This is a genomic window from Micromonospora sp. NPDC049151 (assembly GCF_040648395.1).
GTDB lineage: Bacteria > Actinomycetota > Actinomycetes > Mycobacteriales > Micromonosporaceae > Micromonospora.
Window position 1 is genome coordinate 252,934 of record NZ_JBEZDP010000006.1, and the last position, 16,420, is coordinate 269,353.

Here is a 16,420-nt window from a genome sequence, read left to right on the forward strand (position 1 = left end):
ACGCATCCGAATCGCGCTCCGTACTCGAAGATGGAAGCATGCGGATCCTCATGGCCGGCGTGTCCGGCTTCCTCGGCACCCGACTTGTCGACTGCCTCGCCGCGGACGGCCACCAGGTCACCCGCCTGGTCCGCCGCCCACCACGCACACCCGCCGAGCGGCAGTGGAACCCGTCCGCCGCGCAACTGGACCCGCAGTGCGTCGCCGAGGCCGACGCGGTGGTGAACTTGGCCGGTGCCGGGGTGGGCGACAAGCGGTGGAACGACGAGTACCGGAGGCTGATCCGGACCAGCCGGGTGGACAGCACCACCACGCTCGCCATCACGATCGCCGGCCTGCCCGCCGCCGACCGGCCCGCGGTGCTGCTGAACTCCTCCGCCGTCGGCTGGTACGGCGACACCGGCGACCGGACGGTCACCGAGGAGGCGCCGGCCGGTGAGGGCTTCCTCGCCGACGTCTGCCGGGTCTGGGAGGCGGCGACCCGCCCGGCCGAGGATGCCGGGGTACGGGTGGTGCGCCTGCGTACCGGACTGCCGCTGCACCGCGACGGTGGCCTGCTCAAGCCGCAGTTGCTGCCGTTCCGCCTCGGCGTCGGCGGCAAGCTGGGCAACGGTCGGCAGTGGGTCCCGTGGATCTCGATGCGGGACTGGCTCGACGCCGCGAAGTTCCTGCTGCACCGCGACGACCTGGCCGGCCCGGTCAACACGGTCGGCCCGGCGCCGGTCACCAACGCCGAGTTCACCAGGGAACTGGCCGCTCAACTACACCGCCCGGCGATCATGCCGATCCCGGCACTGGCGCTGAAGGTCGCGCTCGGCGGCTTCGCGCAGGAGGCGCTGACCAGCACGCGGGTGCTGCCGGGGGTGCTGGACCGGGCCAGTTTCCGGTGGACGCATCCGGACCTGCCGGGCGCGCTGCGCGCCGCCCTCACCGGCTGAGCGGCGAGGGCGGCGCGGCGGTTCAGCAGCCGATCACCCAGTACGCGGGCCCGGTCTGCTTGAGCGTGCTCGTGTAGAAGGTGTTGTAGAGGCCCATCCGCTGCCCGCTGCCGAGCGCGTAGGCGTACCCGCCGGACTGGTACGCCCGCCCGGCCACCACGTGCGCGTAGTTGCTGGCGGTGACGCAGACCGGCGCGGCAGTGGGCGTGGGTGACGCGGTCGGCGTGGGCGAGGCGGTCGGCCTGGGCGACGCGGTCGCCGTCGGGGCCGGGCTCGGCGAGGCGCCACCGCCGCCGAGCCCGAAGAAGACCGCGTCCCGGTACGTCGAGCAGATGGTGTCCAGGAAGTACGCCCCGGCGGTGCCGCACTGGTCCGCGCCCGTACCCGGGTCGACGGGGGTGCCGTGGCCCATCCCGGAGACCCGGTAGAGGCGGACCTGGTCGCTGCCGTACACCTCCAGGCTGGTGCCGGCCGGCAGGGTGGACGTGCTGGTCGGGGTGGTCGACAGGCCCAGCACGTTCGTCCACTGGTCCCGCGACTCGGTGGCGTTCGCGGTGGCCACCGTGGTGTCGCTGGTGCCGTGCCAGATCACCACGCGGGGGCGCTTGCCGGTGTATCCGGCGTACGCGCCGCGGACCAGGTCGCCCCACTGCGCCGGGGTCTTGTCCACGCCCGGGTTCATGCAGCTGAACGCGGTGACGGTGCTGGTGGCGCAGCGGTACGGGACGCCGGCGATGATCGAGCCGGCGGCGAAGACGTCCGGGTAGGCGGCGAGCATGGCCGCGCTCATCGCGCCGCCGGCGGAGAGGCCGCTGACGTAGACCCGGGTGCCGTCGGTGCCGTACGTGGTCTTCGCGTAGTCGACCATCTGCTTGATCGACAGCGCCTCGCCCTGGCCGCGCGCGGTGTCGCCGGTCTCGAACCAGTTGAAGCAGGAGTTGGCGTTGTTGCCGCTGGGCTGCTGCGGCGCGATGAGCGTGAACTTCCACTGGTCGGCGTACTTCTGCCAGCCGGAGTTGGCGACGTAGGTGGAGGCGTTCTGCACGCAGCCGTGCAGCAGCACCACGGCGGGCGCGCCGGCCGGCAGTCCGTCCGGGCGGTACGCGTACATGGCCAGGTTTCCGGGGTTGGAGCCGAAGCCGGTGACCTGGGTGAGCGTGGCGGCCTGGGCGGGGAGGGCGGCGACCAGCGCGGTGGCCGCGGCCAGCACGACCCCGGCCGCCGCCCCGGCGACGCGGGCGATGAGGGATGAGGAGCGGGGCACGGGACCTCCCGATCGTGGAATGTGAACTGAGTCACCTCCGGGTTGCCGAGACGTTACGGCTGCGTTTCGTCACACCGGAATGGCCGCCGCTCACACATTCACGACCGCCGAAGTGTGCGGGCGAGTTCCGCGTCCGGGCGGTCTGCCCAGGTCCGGTTGGTAACGTCCGCTGCGTGCCCTCCTCCCCGTCCCCGGCCACCGGCCCGGCGCCGACACGCGTCCGCGACCGGCGTGCCGACCTGCTGGTCACGCTCGCCGCGCTGGCCCTCGCCCTCTGGGTGACAAGTGGCATGTGGCGGGATCCGAACAGCCGCGCCATCACCGTCAACTCCAGCGACCAGGCATTGTTCGAGTGGCTGCTGGCGTTCGGCGGGCACGCGCTCACCCACGGGCAGAACCCGCTGTACACCACGTTGATCAACGTCCCGGACGGGGTGAACCTCGCGGTGAACACCTCGATCACCGTGTACGCGGCGGTCTTCGCGCCGCTGACCTACCTGATCGGGCCGCCCGCGACGTTCCTGGTGATCCTGACGCTCAACCTGGCCGCGACGGCGGTGGCCTGGTACTGGCTGCTCAGCCGCCACCTGGTGCGCAGCCGGCTGGCCGCCGCGGTGGGCGCGCTGTTCATCGCCTTCTGCCCGGCGATGGTGTCGCACGCGAACGCGCACCTGAACTGGACCGCCGGATGGCTGGTGCCGCTGCTGATCTGGGGCGTGTTCCGGCTGCGCCGGCCCGGCCGGGCGGTCACCGGCGGCATCGTGCTGGGCCTGCTGGTGGCTGTCGCGTTCTCGATCGCCGCAGAAGGGCTGTTCTTCACCGCGCTGGCGCTCGGCGTGTTCCTCGCCGTCTGGGCGCTGCACCCGGCCCGCCGGTCCGAGGCGCGCGCCGCGCTGCCCCGGATGGCGGCCGGGCTGGGCGTGACAGCACTCGTCGCCGGGGCGCTGCTGGCGTACCCGCTCTGGTTGCACTTCCTCGGGCCGCAGCGGTTCCACGGCACCGGGTTCGACCCGCTGATCCACTCCGAGGACATCGCCGCGTACGGGTCGTTCCCGCGCCGCTCGCTCGCCGGCTGGGCCGGGTGGGGCACCTCGCTGGCACCCAACCCGACCGAGGAGAACTCGTTCTTCGGCGTACCGCTGCTCCTGCTCGCCGTGGCCTGCTTCGCGCTGCTGTGGCGGCGCGCGGACCGCGCGTTCCGGGCCACGCTCGCGGCGCTCGGCGTGACCGCGGTGGTCTTCGCGGTGCTGTCCTGGGGCCCGTCGGTCAAGTGGAACGGCCGCCGCTTCGACCAGACGCTGCCGTTCGGGGTGCTGGACAACCTGCCGGTGATAAACGCGGCCCTGCCGTCCCGGCTGGCGCTGGTGGTCGCGCCGGTCATCGGCCTGCTGCTGGCGTACGCGATCGACTCGCTGCGCGCCCGCCCGCCCCGGCACCGGGTGAGCGGGTTCGCCTGGGCGCTCGGCTTCGTCGCGGCGCTGCTGCCGCTGGTGCCCACGCCGCTGCTGACAAGCGTCCGGGAACCGGTCCCGGCGTTCATCACCACCGGTGCCTGGCAGCGCTACGTCCCGCCCGACGGGGTGCTCACCCCGCTGCCGCTGACCGTCGACGTCTACCCGGACGGGCAGCGCTGGCAGGCGTACGCGCTCGCCCACCGGCAGGGTGAGTTCCGGATCCCGTCCGGGTTCTTCCTGGGGCCGGGCGGGCCGGAGGGCCGGGGCCGGATCGGTCCGGTGCCGCGCACCTTCGACTCGCTGATGGACCAGGCCGGCCGGACCGGGCTGGTGCCGATCATCACCGACGGCAGCATCCGCGAGTCCCGGGCGGACCTGCGCTACTGGGGCGTCCAGGCGGTGGTGCTGCCGGACCGGGTGCACGGCGCCAAGTTCGACGTCGACGAGGAGGCGCTGCGGCGCACCGCCACCGCGCTGCTGGGCCCGCCCGAGCGGGTGGAGGACGTCTGGCTGTGGCGGGTGCCGGACTGACGCGACGAGGCTCACGGGTCCGGTTCCCGGACGGCGGGACTAGGCTGGACGGGTGAGCGTGACGACTTCCGGGTTGACCGCCGTCCACGCCGGCCTGCTCGACTACCAGGCCGCCTGGGACGAACAGCGCCGGCTGCACGAGGCGGTGGTGGCCGGCGAGCGGGGCGACACCGTGCTGCTGCTGGAGCACCCCAGCGTCTACACCGCCGGCAAGCGCACCGAGCCGTGGGACCGGCCGATGGACGGCACCCCGGTGGTGGACGTGGACCGCGGCGGGAAGATCACCTGGCACGGCCCGGGGCAACTCGTCGGCTACCCGATCGTCCGGCTGCCCGACCCGGTCGACGTGGTCGCCTACGTCCGCCGCACCGAGCAGTTGCTGATCGACGTCTGCGCCGAGTTCGGGCTGGCCGCCGGCCGGGTCGAGGGCCGCAGCGGCGTGTGGGTGCCGGAGGACGACAGGGGCCCGGCCCGCAAGGTGGCCGCGATCGGCATCCGGGTGGCCCGCGGCGTCACGCTGCACGGCTTCTCCATCAACTGCGACTGCGACCTGGGCTTCTTCGACCGGATCGTGCCCTGCGGCATCCGCGACGCCGGGGTCACCTCGCTGACCGCCGAGCTGGGCCGGCCGATCACCGTCGCCGACGTGCTGCCGGTGGTCGAACGGCACCTGCCGACGCTGACCCGGGTCTGAGCCCCCGTGCGGCTCGACCTGGTCACGCTCGTCGTGACCGAGTACGACCCGGCGATCTCCTTCTTCACCGAGGTGCTCGGCTTCGAACTGACCGAGGACACGCCCTCTCTGACGAACGACGGCCGGCCCAAACGCTGGGTGGTGGTACGCCCGCCCGGCGGCGGCACCGGCCTGCTGCTGGCCCGCGCCGACGGCGAGCACCAGTCCGGTGCGGTCGGCGACCAGACCCACGGCCGGGTGGGCTTCTTCCTCCGGGTCGACGACTTCGAGGCGGTGTATCGCCGGATGCTCGACGCGGGCGTCGAGTTCGTCCGGCCACCCCGCACCGAGCCGTACGGCCGCGTCGCCGTCTTCCGGGACATCGCCGGCAACCCCTGGGACCTGCTCGGCCCGGCCTGACCGCCCTCTCTCCCCCGCCCTCGGCCACCGCGCGTCCGCTCGACGCGCGGTGGCTGGCCGGTCCGGCTCGCCGCCCTCCGGATCCGATCTGACGGTCGTCACCGTGAGCGACGTTCCGGCACCCGAGGCATACGTCCTCCTGGCGACTTTGCTCTGCAGCCGGATACGCAGCGGTAACTCATGGTCGATCATTGCGCCCGCGGCTGCAGAGCAAAGGGCGCAGAAACCCATCCCTCCCGCTCGACCGCCGTTCGTCATAACCCCTGTTCAGCGCGATCCGTCAGCCACCAGGGCCTCCCGGCGACCCCGGACACGCCATCACCGAACGTGACAATCGACGACGTGCCCCTTCCTCACTCTCAGTCGCCACTGAGCCGCCCTCCGCCAACCAGGGCGCCGGCGAAACGCCGACGAGCAAGCCCCCCGGCCGGCAGGGAGCAGGCCGCACCGGCCCGTCGTCAGGGCGTGAGGCGGTGCAGGTCGCGCGGAAAGGCGGTCACCTCCCGGACGTTCGCCGCGCCGGTGAGCCGGGCGACGAACCGCTCCAGCCCGATCGCGAAGCCGCCGTGCGGCGGCATGCCGTGCCGGAACGCGTCCACGTACCCGGCGTACGGCTCCACCGGTTCGCCCCGCGCCGCGAGCGCGGCCAGGTAGTCGGCGTGCCGGTGCAGCCGCTGCCCGCCGGTGACCAGCTCGACGCCCCGGAACAACAGGTCGAAACCGTTTGAGTACGCGGGCCGGGCCGGGTCCGGGTGGGTGTAGAAGGGGCGTTTCGCCATCGGATAGCCGGTGACGAAGAGGAAGTCGCTGCCGTGCTCGCGCAGCGCCCACTCCCCCAGCGCCCGCTCGTGCGCCGGCGCCAGGTCGGGTTCGTCGGCCGGCGCTCCGGCGATCTTCAGCGCGTCGGTGAAGTGCACCGCCGGGATCTCGGCCGGTGCCGCCGGCACCGTCACGCCCAGCGTGGCCAGCGCACCGCCGGCCCGGTCGGCCACGGCGTCGAGCATCCCGGCCAGGGTGTCCCGCAGCACCGCCATCACGTCCCGGTGGTCGGCCACGAACCCCAGCTCGACGTCGAGCGACGTGTACTGGGCCAGGTGGCGGACCGTGTCGTGCGGCTCGGCGCGGAACACCGGCCCCACCTCGTAGACCCGCTCGAAGACGCCGACCATGAGCTGCTTGTAGAACTGCGGCGACTGGGCCAGATAGGCGGGCCGCCCGAACCAGTCCAGCGCGAACACGTTCGCCCCGCTCTCGGTGGACGAGGCGACCACCTTCGGCGTGTGCACCTCGACGAAGCCCTCGCGGTCGAGCGTGGCCCGGAAGCCGGACACGGCCGCCGCCGAGATCCGCAGCGCGGCGGAGCGGACCGGGTGCCGCAGCGCGACCGGCGCGTGGTCGAGCTGGGTGGGCAGGGTGGCGGTGAGCACCGGCCGGTACAGGTCGAACGGGGGCGGGACGGCGGGCGGCCCGAGCAGACGTACCGTCGGCTCGACGACCTCGACCCCGGCGGGCGCGGCGGGGTTCGCGACCACCGTGCCGACGACCTCGACGACCGTCTCCTCGGTGAGCGCCTCGACCTGCTCGCGCACGGCGGGTGCGGCGACCACCACCTGGGCGAGCCCCGCGGCGTCCCGCAGGATCAGGAAGGCCACCGACTTGAGCAGCCGGCGGCGGTGGACCCACCCGGCGAGCCGCACGACGGCGCCCACCTGGGCGGGGAGTTCTGTGGACAGGATGCGTTGCACGACGACTACCTCCTTGACCAATCGCAACGCGATCCCCAGGGAGGTGTGGGCGAGCGGGAACCTCGCGGTGCCACCACACCTTCGCCCCCGCCAGGGCGGGAGCCTCGTTCGTCGCCTTTTCACCGGGGCCGGCCGGGCGGGCTCTACTGGGCGCGACGCGCCGTTCTTCCCGCAGCTCGGGAGGGTCTTCGCGGACCGGCGCCAGACCGCCTCGCAGCAACCGGCGGCTCTCTCGACTGACGGATCGGTCCGTTACTCGGCTCCGTCACAGCTCTGCCCGGCACGCTAGCACCGCGCAGGCGTCGCTGTGACCGGGTTTTTTCGCCCTTGGTGTCCGGTGTCACAGCGATTCGGGCGTGACGGCCGTCGCCCGCCGTTCATCGACCGGCGCCGACCGGCGTACGCTCGGTTTTGTGACGATCGAGCAATCCGCGCCGACGACTGAGCAGCCAGCGCGCACCGCGACTGTCGCCCCCGAGGGGCGGCGGATGCTGCGGATCGAGGCGCGCAACGCCGAGACGCCGATCGAGCGCAAGCCGCCGTGGATCAAGGTGAAGGCCAAGATGGGCCCGGAGTACACCCAGCTGCGCGGGCTCGTCTCGCGCGAAGGGCTGCACACGGTGTGCCAGGAGGCCGGCTGCCCCAACATCTACGAGTGCTGGGAGGACCGGGAGGCCACCTTCCTCATCGGTGGTGACCAGTGCACCCGGCGCTGCGACTTCTGCCAGATCGACACCGGCAAGCCGGCCGAGTTCGACGCCGACGAGCCCCGGCGCGTCGCCGAGTCGGTGGCGGCGATGGGCCTGCGGTACGCGACCATCACCGGTGTCGCCCGCGACGACCTGCCCGACGGCGGCGCCTGGCTCTACGCCGAGACGGTCCGGCAGATCCACGCGCTGCAGTCCGGCTGCGGTGTCGAGCTGCTGATCCCCGACTTCAACGCGGTGCCCGAGCAGCTCGCCGAGGTCTTCGGCTCGCGGCCCGAGGTGCTGGCGCACAACGTGGAGACGGTGCCGCGCATCTTCAAGCGCATCCGGCCGGCGTTCCGCTACGAGCGTTCGCTGGACGTGATCCGCCAGGCCCGCGCGGACGGCCTGGTCACCAAGAGCAACCTGATCCTGGGCATGGGCGAGGAACGCGCCGAGGTGTCCCAGGCGCTGCGCGACCTGCACGAGGCGGGCTGCGAGCTGATCACCATCACGCAGTACCTGCGCCCCTCCCCCCGGCACCACCCGGTGACCCGCTGGGTGAAGCCGGAGGAGTTCGTCGAGCTGCGCGAGGAGGCCGAGGAGATCGGCTTCGCGGGCGTGATGAGCGGCCCGCTGGTCCGCTCGTCGTACCGCGCGGGCCGCCTCTACCAGCAGGCGCTCGCCGCCCGCGAGCAGGTCGCCGTCGCCGGCTGAGGCCGGCCGGTCACCGCGTCGCCCACCACCGCCGCGCGCCGGATGTCATGATCACAGGCATGACCGCCGGGGTACGCGAGGAGCCACGCGAGACCGTGCGCCCTCGTACGCCCCGGCGGCTGCCGTCTCCGACGCTGCTCGCGGTGCTCGTCGGGTTCGCCGCTGTGGGCTACCGGCTGGCGCTGCTGTTCGCCGACGTGCCGCCCGCGAACAGCGACGAGGCGACGATGGGGCTGGCCGCCCTGCACATCGCCGATGGTGACGGCTTCCCGGTGTGGTTCTACGGCCAGGCGTACATGGGCACGCTGGAGGCGTACCTGGCCGCGCCGCTGGTAGCGCTCGCCGGGCCGTCGGTGCTCGTACTGCGGCTGCCCACGCTGGCGTTGTACGCGTTGTTCCTGCTGCTGTCCTGGTGGCTGACCCGGCGACTCGGCGGTGACCGCTGGTACGCGCTGCTCGTCGTCGCCGTGCTGGCGCTCGGCTCCGACCGGGTGGTGAAGAACCAGCTCATCGCCGGTGGCGGCTACCCGGAGCTGAACCCGGCCGGCGCCGCGCTGGCGCTGCTGACGGTCGGCCTCTGTGTGACCGGGGCGGGCGCGCGGCTGCCCCGCTGGGCGGCCTGGGGGCTGATCGCCGGGGTGCTGCTCTGGGTGGACCCACTGATCCTGCCGTACGTGCTGACGCTCGGCGCGCTGCTCGTGGCGTGGCGGTGGCGGGAACTGGCCGGACGGGCCGGGATGGTGCTGGCCGGTGCGCTGCTGCTGGGCGCGGCGCCGATGCTCGCCGACAGCATCCGGCACGGCCGCGACCCGGTGGCCGCGGTGCTGGCGGCAGGTGGCACGGGCGCACCGGCGGACTGGGTGGACCGGCTGCACGGCGGGCTGGTCCTCGGGCCGCCGCTGGCGATGGGTTTCTGCTCGCCCGGCCGGTGCGCCACCTGGCAGCTCTGGTGGGCCGTCGCGTTCCCGGTGCTGCTGGTGCTCGCCGTGCTCGCCGCGTGGCACACGCTCCGCCGTGCTCCCGGCGGCCCGCCCTCGCCGGAGCGGGTGTCGGCCGGGGTACGGCTGGCGCTGCTCGGCGGCGCGGCGGGCGTCCTCGCCGCGTACGCGGTGAGCAACGCGGCCGGGCGGACGCCGATCGAGAGCAGCCGCTACCTGTCGTGCCTGGCGGTCGCCGTGCCCGCCCTGCTCTGGCCACTGTGGCGGGCCGCCCGCCCGCTCGCCGCCCGCCGGACGGCCCGCCCCGCTGCCCGGCGGCGCGGGATGGCCCGGGTGGCGGGGGCCGGGGCGCTGGCGGTGCTCGCGGGCGTGCTCGGCACCGGTGCGGCGGCCACTGTGGACGTGATCCGTACCGCGCCCGACGTGCACGCCGAGGCCGACCGGCACCGGTCGCTCGTGGACACGCTCGGCGCGCTCGACGTCCGGCACGTACGCGGCGGCTACTGGACGTGCAACCGGCTCACCTACGCGACGGGCGAGAACGTGCTCTGTGCCGTGGTCGACGACGACCTGAGCCCTGGGTTCGACAGGCTGCCCGCGTACCGGCGGGAGGTGGCGGCCGACCCGGACGCCGCGTGGGTGGCACCGGCCGGCTCACCGCTGGCCGCGCGGCTGGACCAGCGCGTCGGCACCGCACCGGGCATGCTCGACGTGGTCACGGTGCCCGGCTGGCGCATCTACCTGCCGCGCCGCTGACGCAGGCCCGGCGGCGCAGCTTCGAGCAGGCCGAGGCGGTGGGCCAGCGCGGCGGCCTCCACCCGGTTGGTCACGTCGAGCTTGGCGATGATCCGGGACACGTGCACGCTCGCCGTCTTCGGCGAGATGAAGAGCCGCTCGGCGATCCGGCTGTTGCTGTGCCCCTCGGCGACCAGCCGCAGCACCTCCCGCTCCCGGCTGGTCAGCAGGTCCGGACCCGGTCGCCCGGTGCCCCGCAGCCCGACCCGGCGGGCCAGCGTCGCCGCCTGCTCGCCCAGCGGGGTGGCGCCCAGCCGGGCGGCCAGCTCGGCCGTCTCCCGCACCCGGGCGGCCACCTCGTCGCGCTCACCGGCCGCCGCTGCCGCCTCGGCCAGCCCCAGCAGCGCCCGGCCCAGCGGGTACGGCTGCCCGGCCGTACGCCACGCCGCCACCGCCGCCCGCCACGCGGCGAGCCCGCCGGCCGGACCGGCGGGCGTCATCCCGCCGAGGATCGCCGTGACGTGGGCGGCGTGGGCGTGCTCGGCCGGATGCCGGGCGGGCAGCGCGGCGGCCACCGCCGACACGTCGGCGGCGAGCGTCGCGTCCCCGGTCAACGCGGCGGTACGCGCCACCGCGTTCAGCACCGGCCAGCCCTCGCGGGGCAGGTCGGTCAGGTGCGCGTCGGCCAGGGCGGCGCGCGCCGCGCGTACCGCCTCCGGCCGGTCGCCGGCGGCGAGCGCGGCCTCGACGCGCAGCTCGTGCAGCGGCAGCCGGTGGTTCGGCCAGAGGTACGGCCGGCCGAGGAACGCCAGCGCCCGCCCGACGACCTCGTCCGCGCCGGGGTGGGCGCGGGCCAGGTGGAGCCCCGCGCGCAGTTGCAGCCAGTGCAGCCCGGACACACCGGGCGGGTCGATCCGGGCCGCCTCGGCGCAGGTGGCGTCCGCCTCGTCCCAGCGGCCCAGCGCGATCAGCGCCTCGGCCCGGTTCGACAGCAGGTACGCCCCGATCGAGCGGCTGATGCCGACCCGGCGTGCCTCGCTCACCCCGGCCGCGGCCGCCTGTTCGGACTCGTCGTAGCGGCCCAGCTCGTAGAGCACGTCGGAGAGGAAGACCAGGGCGCTGACCAGAGCCCACGAGTCGCCTGCGGCCCGGGCCCGCGCCTCCACCCGGCGCAGCTCGGCCAGCCCGCGCTCCGGCGTGCCGTCGATGCGGTGCAGCAGGGCGATCCGGGTGGGCAGCAGCACCAGGTCGGTGCCGACCTCGGACGCGCCGGCGGCGGCCTCGGCGGCGACCGAGGCGGCCTCCCGGGGGTCGACCTTCATCAGGTGCGACGCGATGTCGGCGAGCACGCCGAGGCGTTCCGGGCCGTGCGGCGCGCCCGCCGCCAGCCGGTACGCCTCGCGCAGCTCGGCCGCGCCGTCGCTCTTGCCGAGCAGCGCGAACAGCCGGCCCCGGTGGTCGAGCAGGCGCGCGGCGCGCAGCGGTTCGGCGTCGGGGTCGACCTCGGCCAGCGCGGCCCGGGTGAGCGTGAGTGCCCGGCTGAGGTCCCCGGCGGTGACCGCCGCGGTCAGCGTGTCCTCCAGCACCCGCAGGTGGTCCATGCCGAGCCGGTCGGCGGCATCGGGCACCTGCTCCCACAGCTCCAGGACGCGCTCCAGCAGCCGGCTCTGCTCGGCGTACGCGTACCGGTCGGCCGCCGCCTCGGCGGCGAGCCGGGCCGCGGTGAGCGCACGCGCATGGTCGTGTGCCGCGTACCAGTGGTGGGCGATCTCGGCCGGCGCGCGACCGGCGGCGACCAGGTGCGGATGGGCCTCGATCGCGGCGGCGTACCGGGCGTGCAGCCGCGCGTGCTCGCCCGGCAGCAGGTCGTCGTGCACCGCCTCGCGGACCAGCGCGTGCCGGAACTCGTAGTCGCCGTCCGGGTCGGCCACCACGAGCTGCCCGGCGACGGCGGCGCGCAGCGCGTCCTCCAGTTCGGCCTCGGGCAGGCCGGCCACCTCGGCGAGGAGCTGGTGGGCGAAGCGGGTCCCCCCGGCGGCGGCGATCCGCAGCACCCGCTGAGCCGGCTCGGGCAGCCGGTCGACGCGGGCCAGCAGCAGATCACGCAGCGTCTCCGGGATGGCCGCGCAGCCGACCGGGCCACCGGCGGCGGCCAGCTCCTCGATGAAGAACGGGTTGCCCTGGGTCCGTTCGTGCACCTCGTCCACCGTCCGGGCGATCTGCTCGACGCCGAGCAGGTCGGCCAGCACGGTGGCGGTGCCCTCCCGGTCGAGGCGGCCCAGCTCGATCCGGTCCACGCCGCGAACCCGGTCCAGCTCGGCGAGGAACGGCCGCAGCGGATGCCCTCGGTGCAGCTCGTCGGTGCGGTAGGTGCAGACGACGAGCAGGCGGGTGGCGCGGGCGGCCCGCACCAGGAAGCCGATCAGATCGCGGGTGGACCGGTCGGCCCAGTGCAGGTCCTCGATCACCAGCACCAGCGGGCGTTCCTCGGCGAGCCGCCGGAACAGGTCGGCGACCAGGTCGAACAGGTAGCCGCGCGGGGTGTCGGCGAGGGCCGGCCCGGCGGGCGCGGCCACACCGGCCGGCATCCGCGCCAGCTCGGGCAGCAGCCGGGCGAACTCCGCCTCGTAGCCGGCGAAGGCGGCCGGCCCGTCGTGGCGCAGCACGTCGCGCAGCGCGGCGGCGAACGGAGCGAACGGCAGGCCGGCCTCACCGAGCTCCAGGCACTGGCCCACCAGCAGTCGCGCGCCGGCCGCGTCCACCTGCGTGCCGAACTCCTCCAGCAGCCGGGTCTTGCCGACGCCCGCCTCACCGCCGACGAGCACCGTCGCCGGGTCGCCGGACCGGCACCGGGCGAGCGCGTCGCCGAGCGCGGCCAGCTCGGGCCGGCGGCCGACGAGGACGGTGCTGGCGGCGCGTACGGTCACGCCGTCGAGCATGCCACGGCGCCCCGACGACCCGACCGGCCCGACCGGGCCGACAGAAGCCGCTGGTCCGGCCGCCCCCGTGACGGCCGGACCGGCGTACGCCCTCGCGGCCATGCCCACGAGAGCGGCGACGGCCGGTGGCGCCGGTGCGGTCACCGGCGGGCGTCGGTGGTACGGGCGTGGTGCTGGCGGCGGCCGAGCCATCCGCGCGGGTGCCGGCGCGGCAACGACCGGGCCAGCCGGTCCTGCGCCGCGTCGGCCTGCAACTCGGCGGCGTGGCTACGGTGGATGCTGAGGATGAGGTCTGCGTCGTTGCCGAACATCTCGGATCTCCCTGTCGTGCGGTGTCTCCCTGTCGAGATCGACTCTCCGCGCGAAGGTGCCCCCGGTGCATGGGTACGCCGCCTGATCTTCGCCCGCCCGGCCTCCTTACCGGCGGGCCGATCCGGGCCGCCGCGGCGGTAAGGTACTCAGCCCTCGGCGCAGGGGCGGCCACGGATCAACGGGGTGCGCGCCGACCACTAGACTCTGCGGTATGGCAAAGCCCCAGGAGAAGGTCTCGTTCGGCCAGCGGCTGAAGCAGATCGGGATGGTGTTCCGGTTCACCGCCAAGCAGGACAAGTGGTTCGCGCCGCTGACCGCGGCGGCGGTGCTGATCCCGCTCGCGCTCACCGTGGTCGCGGTGCTCGCCTGGGGTTGGCTCTGGTTGCCGATCGGCATCCTGCTCGCCCTGCTGGCCGTGCTGATCGTGCTCAACCTGCGCTCGAACAAGGCGATGATGAACGCCGCCGAGGGGCAGCCGGGCGCGGCGGCGCAGATCATGGAGAGCATGCGCGGCGACTGGCGGGTCACCCCGGCGGTCAGCTCCACCACCCAGATGGACATGGTGCACCTGGTGGTGGGCCGGCAGGGCGTGATCCTGCTGGCCGAGGGCAACCCGCAGCGCGTACGCGGCCTGCTCGGCCAGGAGAAGCGCCGCCTGGCGAAGGTGATCGGCACCGCTCCGCTGCACGACTACGTGATCGGGCAGGGCGAGGGTGAGCTGCCGGTCCGCAAGCTGCGGATGACGCTGATGCGGCTGCCCCGCGCCCTGTCCCCGAAGGACGTCAACGCCCTCGACAAGCGGCTCAAGGCGCTCACGGCGCGACCGCAGATGCCCAAGGGCGCGATCCCGAAGAACATGCGGCCGGCGCGTGGCGCGTTCCGGCAGACCCGGGGTCGCTGACTTCCGGCGTACGCGAGAAGGAGCCGCTCCCCGTGCGGGGCCGGCTCCTTCTTCGTGCGGGTCAGCGGCGCGGGGCGTCGGTGACGACCGACCCGGCGAGCCGGTCGTGCAGGCCGCGCCGGTGCTCGTCCATGAGCAGGGCCGGCACCACCAGGGCCAGCAGGAAGCCGCGCAGCAGTCCGCGCAGCACCCCGATCCGGCCGCCGTCGGCCCAGGAGACGCAGCGCAGCCGGGTCAGGTACATGCCGGGGGTCTGGGCGAACAGGCCGATGAAGAAGCCGTACTCCAGGATCAGCACCAGGACCGGCGGCCAGCCGTCGCGGACCGGGTCGGAGAAGGCCCGGGCGACCATCAGGCACAGCACCCAGTCGATGATCAGGGCGCCGAAGCGGCGGCCGAGGCTGGGCGGGGTGAAGGCGGGGTCGGTGGCGGGCGGCACCGGTGTGGCGGCGGTATCGGTCACAGCGGCCAGGGTAACGCCGCCTCGACCGTCGACGAAAATTCCGACATTCCGCACCAGAGAGCGCTAGGATGACGCTCCGCAAGCGACGTAACACGGCGGAAACAGACGAGACACGGCAGGGCAACCCCCCGGCCATAGCGTCGCCAGTAGTTAGCTACCGGAGTGGACCTGCCAGGAGGACGTGTGTTCGCCAATTCCGAGGAACTCCTGCGATACCTCGCCAACGAGGACGTGAAGTTCGTCGACGTACGTTTCTGTGACCTGCCCGGCGTGATGCAGCACTTCAACCTGCCGGTCGAGTCGTTCGACGACAGCGTGTTCACCGACGGCCTCGCCTTCGACGGCTCCTCGATCCGCGGGTTCCAGGCCATCCACGAGTCCGACATGCTGCTGCTGCCGGACGTCGCCACCGCGTTCATCGACCCGTTCCGGACCCAGAAGACCCTCGCGCTGAACTTCTTCATCCACGACCCGTTCACCCGCGAGGCCTACTCCCGCGACCCGCGCAACGTGGCGAAGAAGGCCGAGGCCTACCTCGCCGCCAGCGGCATCGCCGACACCGCCTACTTCGGCGCGGAGGCGGAGTTCTACATCTTCGACTCCATCCGCCACGAGACCTCGGCGCACCAGTCGTTCTACTACATCGACTCGATCGAGGGCGCCTGGAACAGCGGCCGGATCGAGGAGGGCGGCAACCGGGGTTACAAGACCGCCTACAAGGGCGGCTACTTCCCGGTTCCCCCGGTGGACCACTACGCCGACCTGCGCGACCGGATCGTGCGGCGCCTCGTCGACGGCGGCTTCACCGTCGAGCGGTCGCACCACGAGGTGGGCACCGCCGGCCAGTCGGAGATCAACTACAAGTTCTCCACGCTGCTGCACGCCGCCGACCAGCTCCAGCTGTTCAAGTACATCGTCAAGAACGAGACCTGGGCCGCCGGCAAGACCGCCACGTTCATGCCCAAGCCGCTCTTCGGCGACAACGGCTCCGGCATGCACACCCACCAGAGCCTCTGGCGGGGCGGCGAGCCGCTGTTCTACGACGAGACCGGCTACGCCGGGCTGTCGGACACCGCCCGCTGGTACATCGGCGGTCTGCTGCACCACGCCCCCTCGCTGCTGGCCTTCACCAACCCGACGGTGAACTCCTACCGCCGTCTGGTGCCGGGCTTCGAGGCACCGGTCAACCTGGTCTACTCGCAGCGCAACCGCTCCGCCTGCACCCGCATCCCGGTGACCGGCAGCAACCCCAAGGCCAAGCGCGTCGAGTTCCGCGTCCCGGACCCGTCCAGCAACCCGTACCTCGCGTTCTCGGCCATGATGATGGCCGGCCTGGACGGCATCAAGAACAAGATCGAGCCCCCGGCGCCGATCGACAAGGACCTCTACGACCTCCCGCCGGAGGAGTGGGGCGACGTCAAGCAGGTCCCGGGCTCGCTGCCGGAGGTGCTCAACGCGCTCGAGGCCGACCACGACTACCTGCTCGACGGCGGCGTGTTCACGCCGGACCTGATCTCCACCTGGGTCGACTGGAAGCGGGCCAACGAGGTCGACCCGGTGCGTCTGCGCCCGACCCCGCACGAGTTCGCGATGTACTTCGACTGCTGAGCTCGAAAGCCCGGATTGTGGTGCCGTTCGACTGATAGCCAAGCGACCACGAGACTCCCAGCGACGGCGCGTTGGTGGACCAGGCGGCGGACTCGG

13 protein-coding genes are annotated in these 16,420 nt (G+C 73.6%); 8 read left to right on the forward strand and 5 right to left on the reverse strand.

The features are described 5' to 3' along the window. Positions 1-38 precede the first annotated feature (38 nt). Complete coding sequence (locus AB0B20_RS10310; protein ID WP_357469714.1) at positions 39-938, forward strand: TIGR01777 family oxidoreductase; 900 nt, start codon at positions 39-41, stop codon at positions 936-938. A 22-nt stretch (positions 939-960) separates the two neighbouring features. On the opposite strand, the gene AB0B20_RS10315 is transcribed toward AB0B20_RS10310, so the two are convergent. Continuing rightward, positions 961-2,202 (reverse strand): PHB depolymerase family esterase, encoded by a 1,242-nt coding sequence (locus AB0B20_RS10315; protein ID WP_357469717.1) that lies wholly within the window; start codon positions 2,200-2,202, stop codon positions 961-963. 173 nt (positions 2,203-2,375) lie between these two features. On the opposite strand from AB0B20_RS10315, the gene AB0B20_RS10320 reads away from it, so the two are divergent. Genes AB0B20_RS10320 through AB0B20_RS10330 form a run of 3 tightly spaced genes read left to right on the forward strand, consistent with a single transcriptional unit; the run spans position 2,376 to position 5,280 of the window. After that, complete coding sequence (locus AB0B20_RS10320; protein ID WP_357469719.1) at positions 2,376-4,187, forward strand: DUF2079 domain-containing protein; 1,812 nt, start codon at positions 2,376-2,378, stop codon at positions 4,185-4,187. A gap of 52 nt (positions 4,188-4,239) precedes the next feature. Next, on the forward strand, positions 4,240-4,881 hold the full coding sequence (gene lipB / locus AB0B20_RS10325) for a lipoyl(octanoyl) transferase LipB (RefSeq protein WP_357380551.1): 642 nt from the start codon (positions 4,240-4,242) through the stop codon (positions 4,879-4,881). 6 nt (positions 4,882-4,887) lie between these two features. After that, positions 4,888-5,280 (forward strand): VOC family protein, encoded by a 393-nt coding sequence (locus tag AB0B20_RS10330; RefSeq protein WP_357380549.1) that lies wholly within the window; start codon positions 4,888-4,890, stop codon positions 5,278-5,280. A gap of 458 nt (positions 5,281-5,738) precedes the next feature. Here the strand turns inward: AB0B20_RS10330 and aspS are convergent, their stop codons facing one another. Next, a complete protein-coding gene (gene aspS, locus AB0B20_RS10335; protein WP_357469722.1) occupies positions 5,739-7,025 on the reverse strand; it encodes an aspartate--tRNA(Asn) ligase in 1,287 nt (428 codons plus the stop codon). A 356-nt stretch (positions 7,026-7,381) separates the two neighbouring features. Between aspS and lipA the strand changes: the two genes are divergently transcribed. Continuing rightward, a complete protein-coding gene (gene lipA / locus AB0B20_RS10340; protein WP_357380545.1) occupies positions 7,382-8,428 on the forward strand; it encodes a lipoyl synthase in 1,047 nt (348 codons plus the stop codon). Between the two features lie 59 nt (positions 8,429-8,487). Further along, the gene (locus AB0B20_RS10345) at positions 8,488-10,122 is read left to right on the forward strand and encodes a DUF423 domain-containing protein (RefSeq protein ID WP_357469725.1); all 1,635 of its coding nucleotides are present in this window, start codon (positions 8,488-8,490) and stop codon (positions 10,120-10,122) included. Here AB0B20_RS10345 and AB0B20_RS10350 read toward each other — a convergent pair. Both AB0B20_RS10350 and AB0B20_RS10355 read right to left on the reverse strand, forming a co-directional pair. Beyond that, positions 10,104-13,028 carry an AAA family ATPase gene (locus AB0B20_RS10350; RefSeq protein ID WP_357380543.1) on the reverse strand — a complete coding sequence of 975 codons (2,925 nt, stop codon included), beginning with the start codon at positions 13,026-13,028 and terminating at the stop codon, positions 10,104-10,106. The genes AB0B20_RS10345 and AB0B20_RS10350 overlap by 19 nt on opposite strands. Positions 13,029-13,180: 152 nt before the next feature. Next, positions 13,181-13,351, reverse strand: a complete 171-nt coding sequence (locus AB0B20_RS10355; RefSeq protein ID WP_354869832.1) for a hypothetical protein — start codon at positions 13,349-13,351, stop codon at positions 13,181-13,183. A gap of 212 nt (positions 13,352-13,563) precedes the next feature. Here AB0B20_RS10355 and AB0B20_RS10360 point away from each other — a divergent pair, with 212 nt between their 5' ends. Further along, positions 13,564-14,253 (forward strand): DUF4191 domain-containing protein, encoded by a 690-nt coding sequence (locus tag AB0B20_RS10360; RefSeq protein WP_357380540.1) that lies wholly within the window; start codon positions 13,564-13,566, stop codon positions 14,251-14,253. A gap of 61 nt (positions 14,254-14,314) precedes the next feature. Here AB0B20_RS10360 and AB0B20_RS10365 read toward each other — a convergent pair whose 3' ends face one another. Continuing rightward, complete coding sequence (locus tag AB0B20_RS10365) at positions 14,315-14,692, reverse strand: RDD family protein (RefSeq protein WP_354870294.1); 378 nt, start codon at positions 14,690-14,692, stop codon at positions 14,315-14,317. 207 nt (positions 14,693-14,899) lie between these two features. On the opposite strand from AB0B20_RS10365, the gene glnA reads away from it, so the two are divergent. Next, a complete protein-coding gene (gene glnA / locus AB0B20_RS10370; RefSeq protein WP_357469728.1) occupies positions 14,900-16,324 on the forward strand; it encodes a type I glutamate--ammonia ligase in 1,425 nt (474 codons plus the stop codon). The last annotated feature ends 96 nt before the right edge of the window (positions 16,325-16,420 follow it).

Coding starts and splice junctions, on each gene's coding strand:
- AB0B20_RS10310 (WP_357469714.1), top strand. CDS start 39: ATGCGGATCCTCATGGCCGGCGTGTCCGGCTTCCTCGGCACCCGACTT.
- AB0B20_RS10345 (WP_357469725.1), top strand. CDS start 8,488: ATGACCGCCGGGGTACGCGAGGAGCCACGCGAGACCGTGCGCCCTCGT.
- AB0B20_RS10355 (WP_354869832.1), bottom strand. CDS start 13,351: ATGTTCGGCAACGACGCAGACCTCATCCTCAGCATCCACCGTAGCCAC.
- AB0B20_RS10360 (WP_357380540.1), top strand. CDS start 13,564: ATGGCAAAGCCCCAGGAGAAGGTCTCGTTCGGCCAGCGGCTGAAGCAG.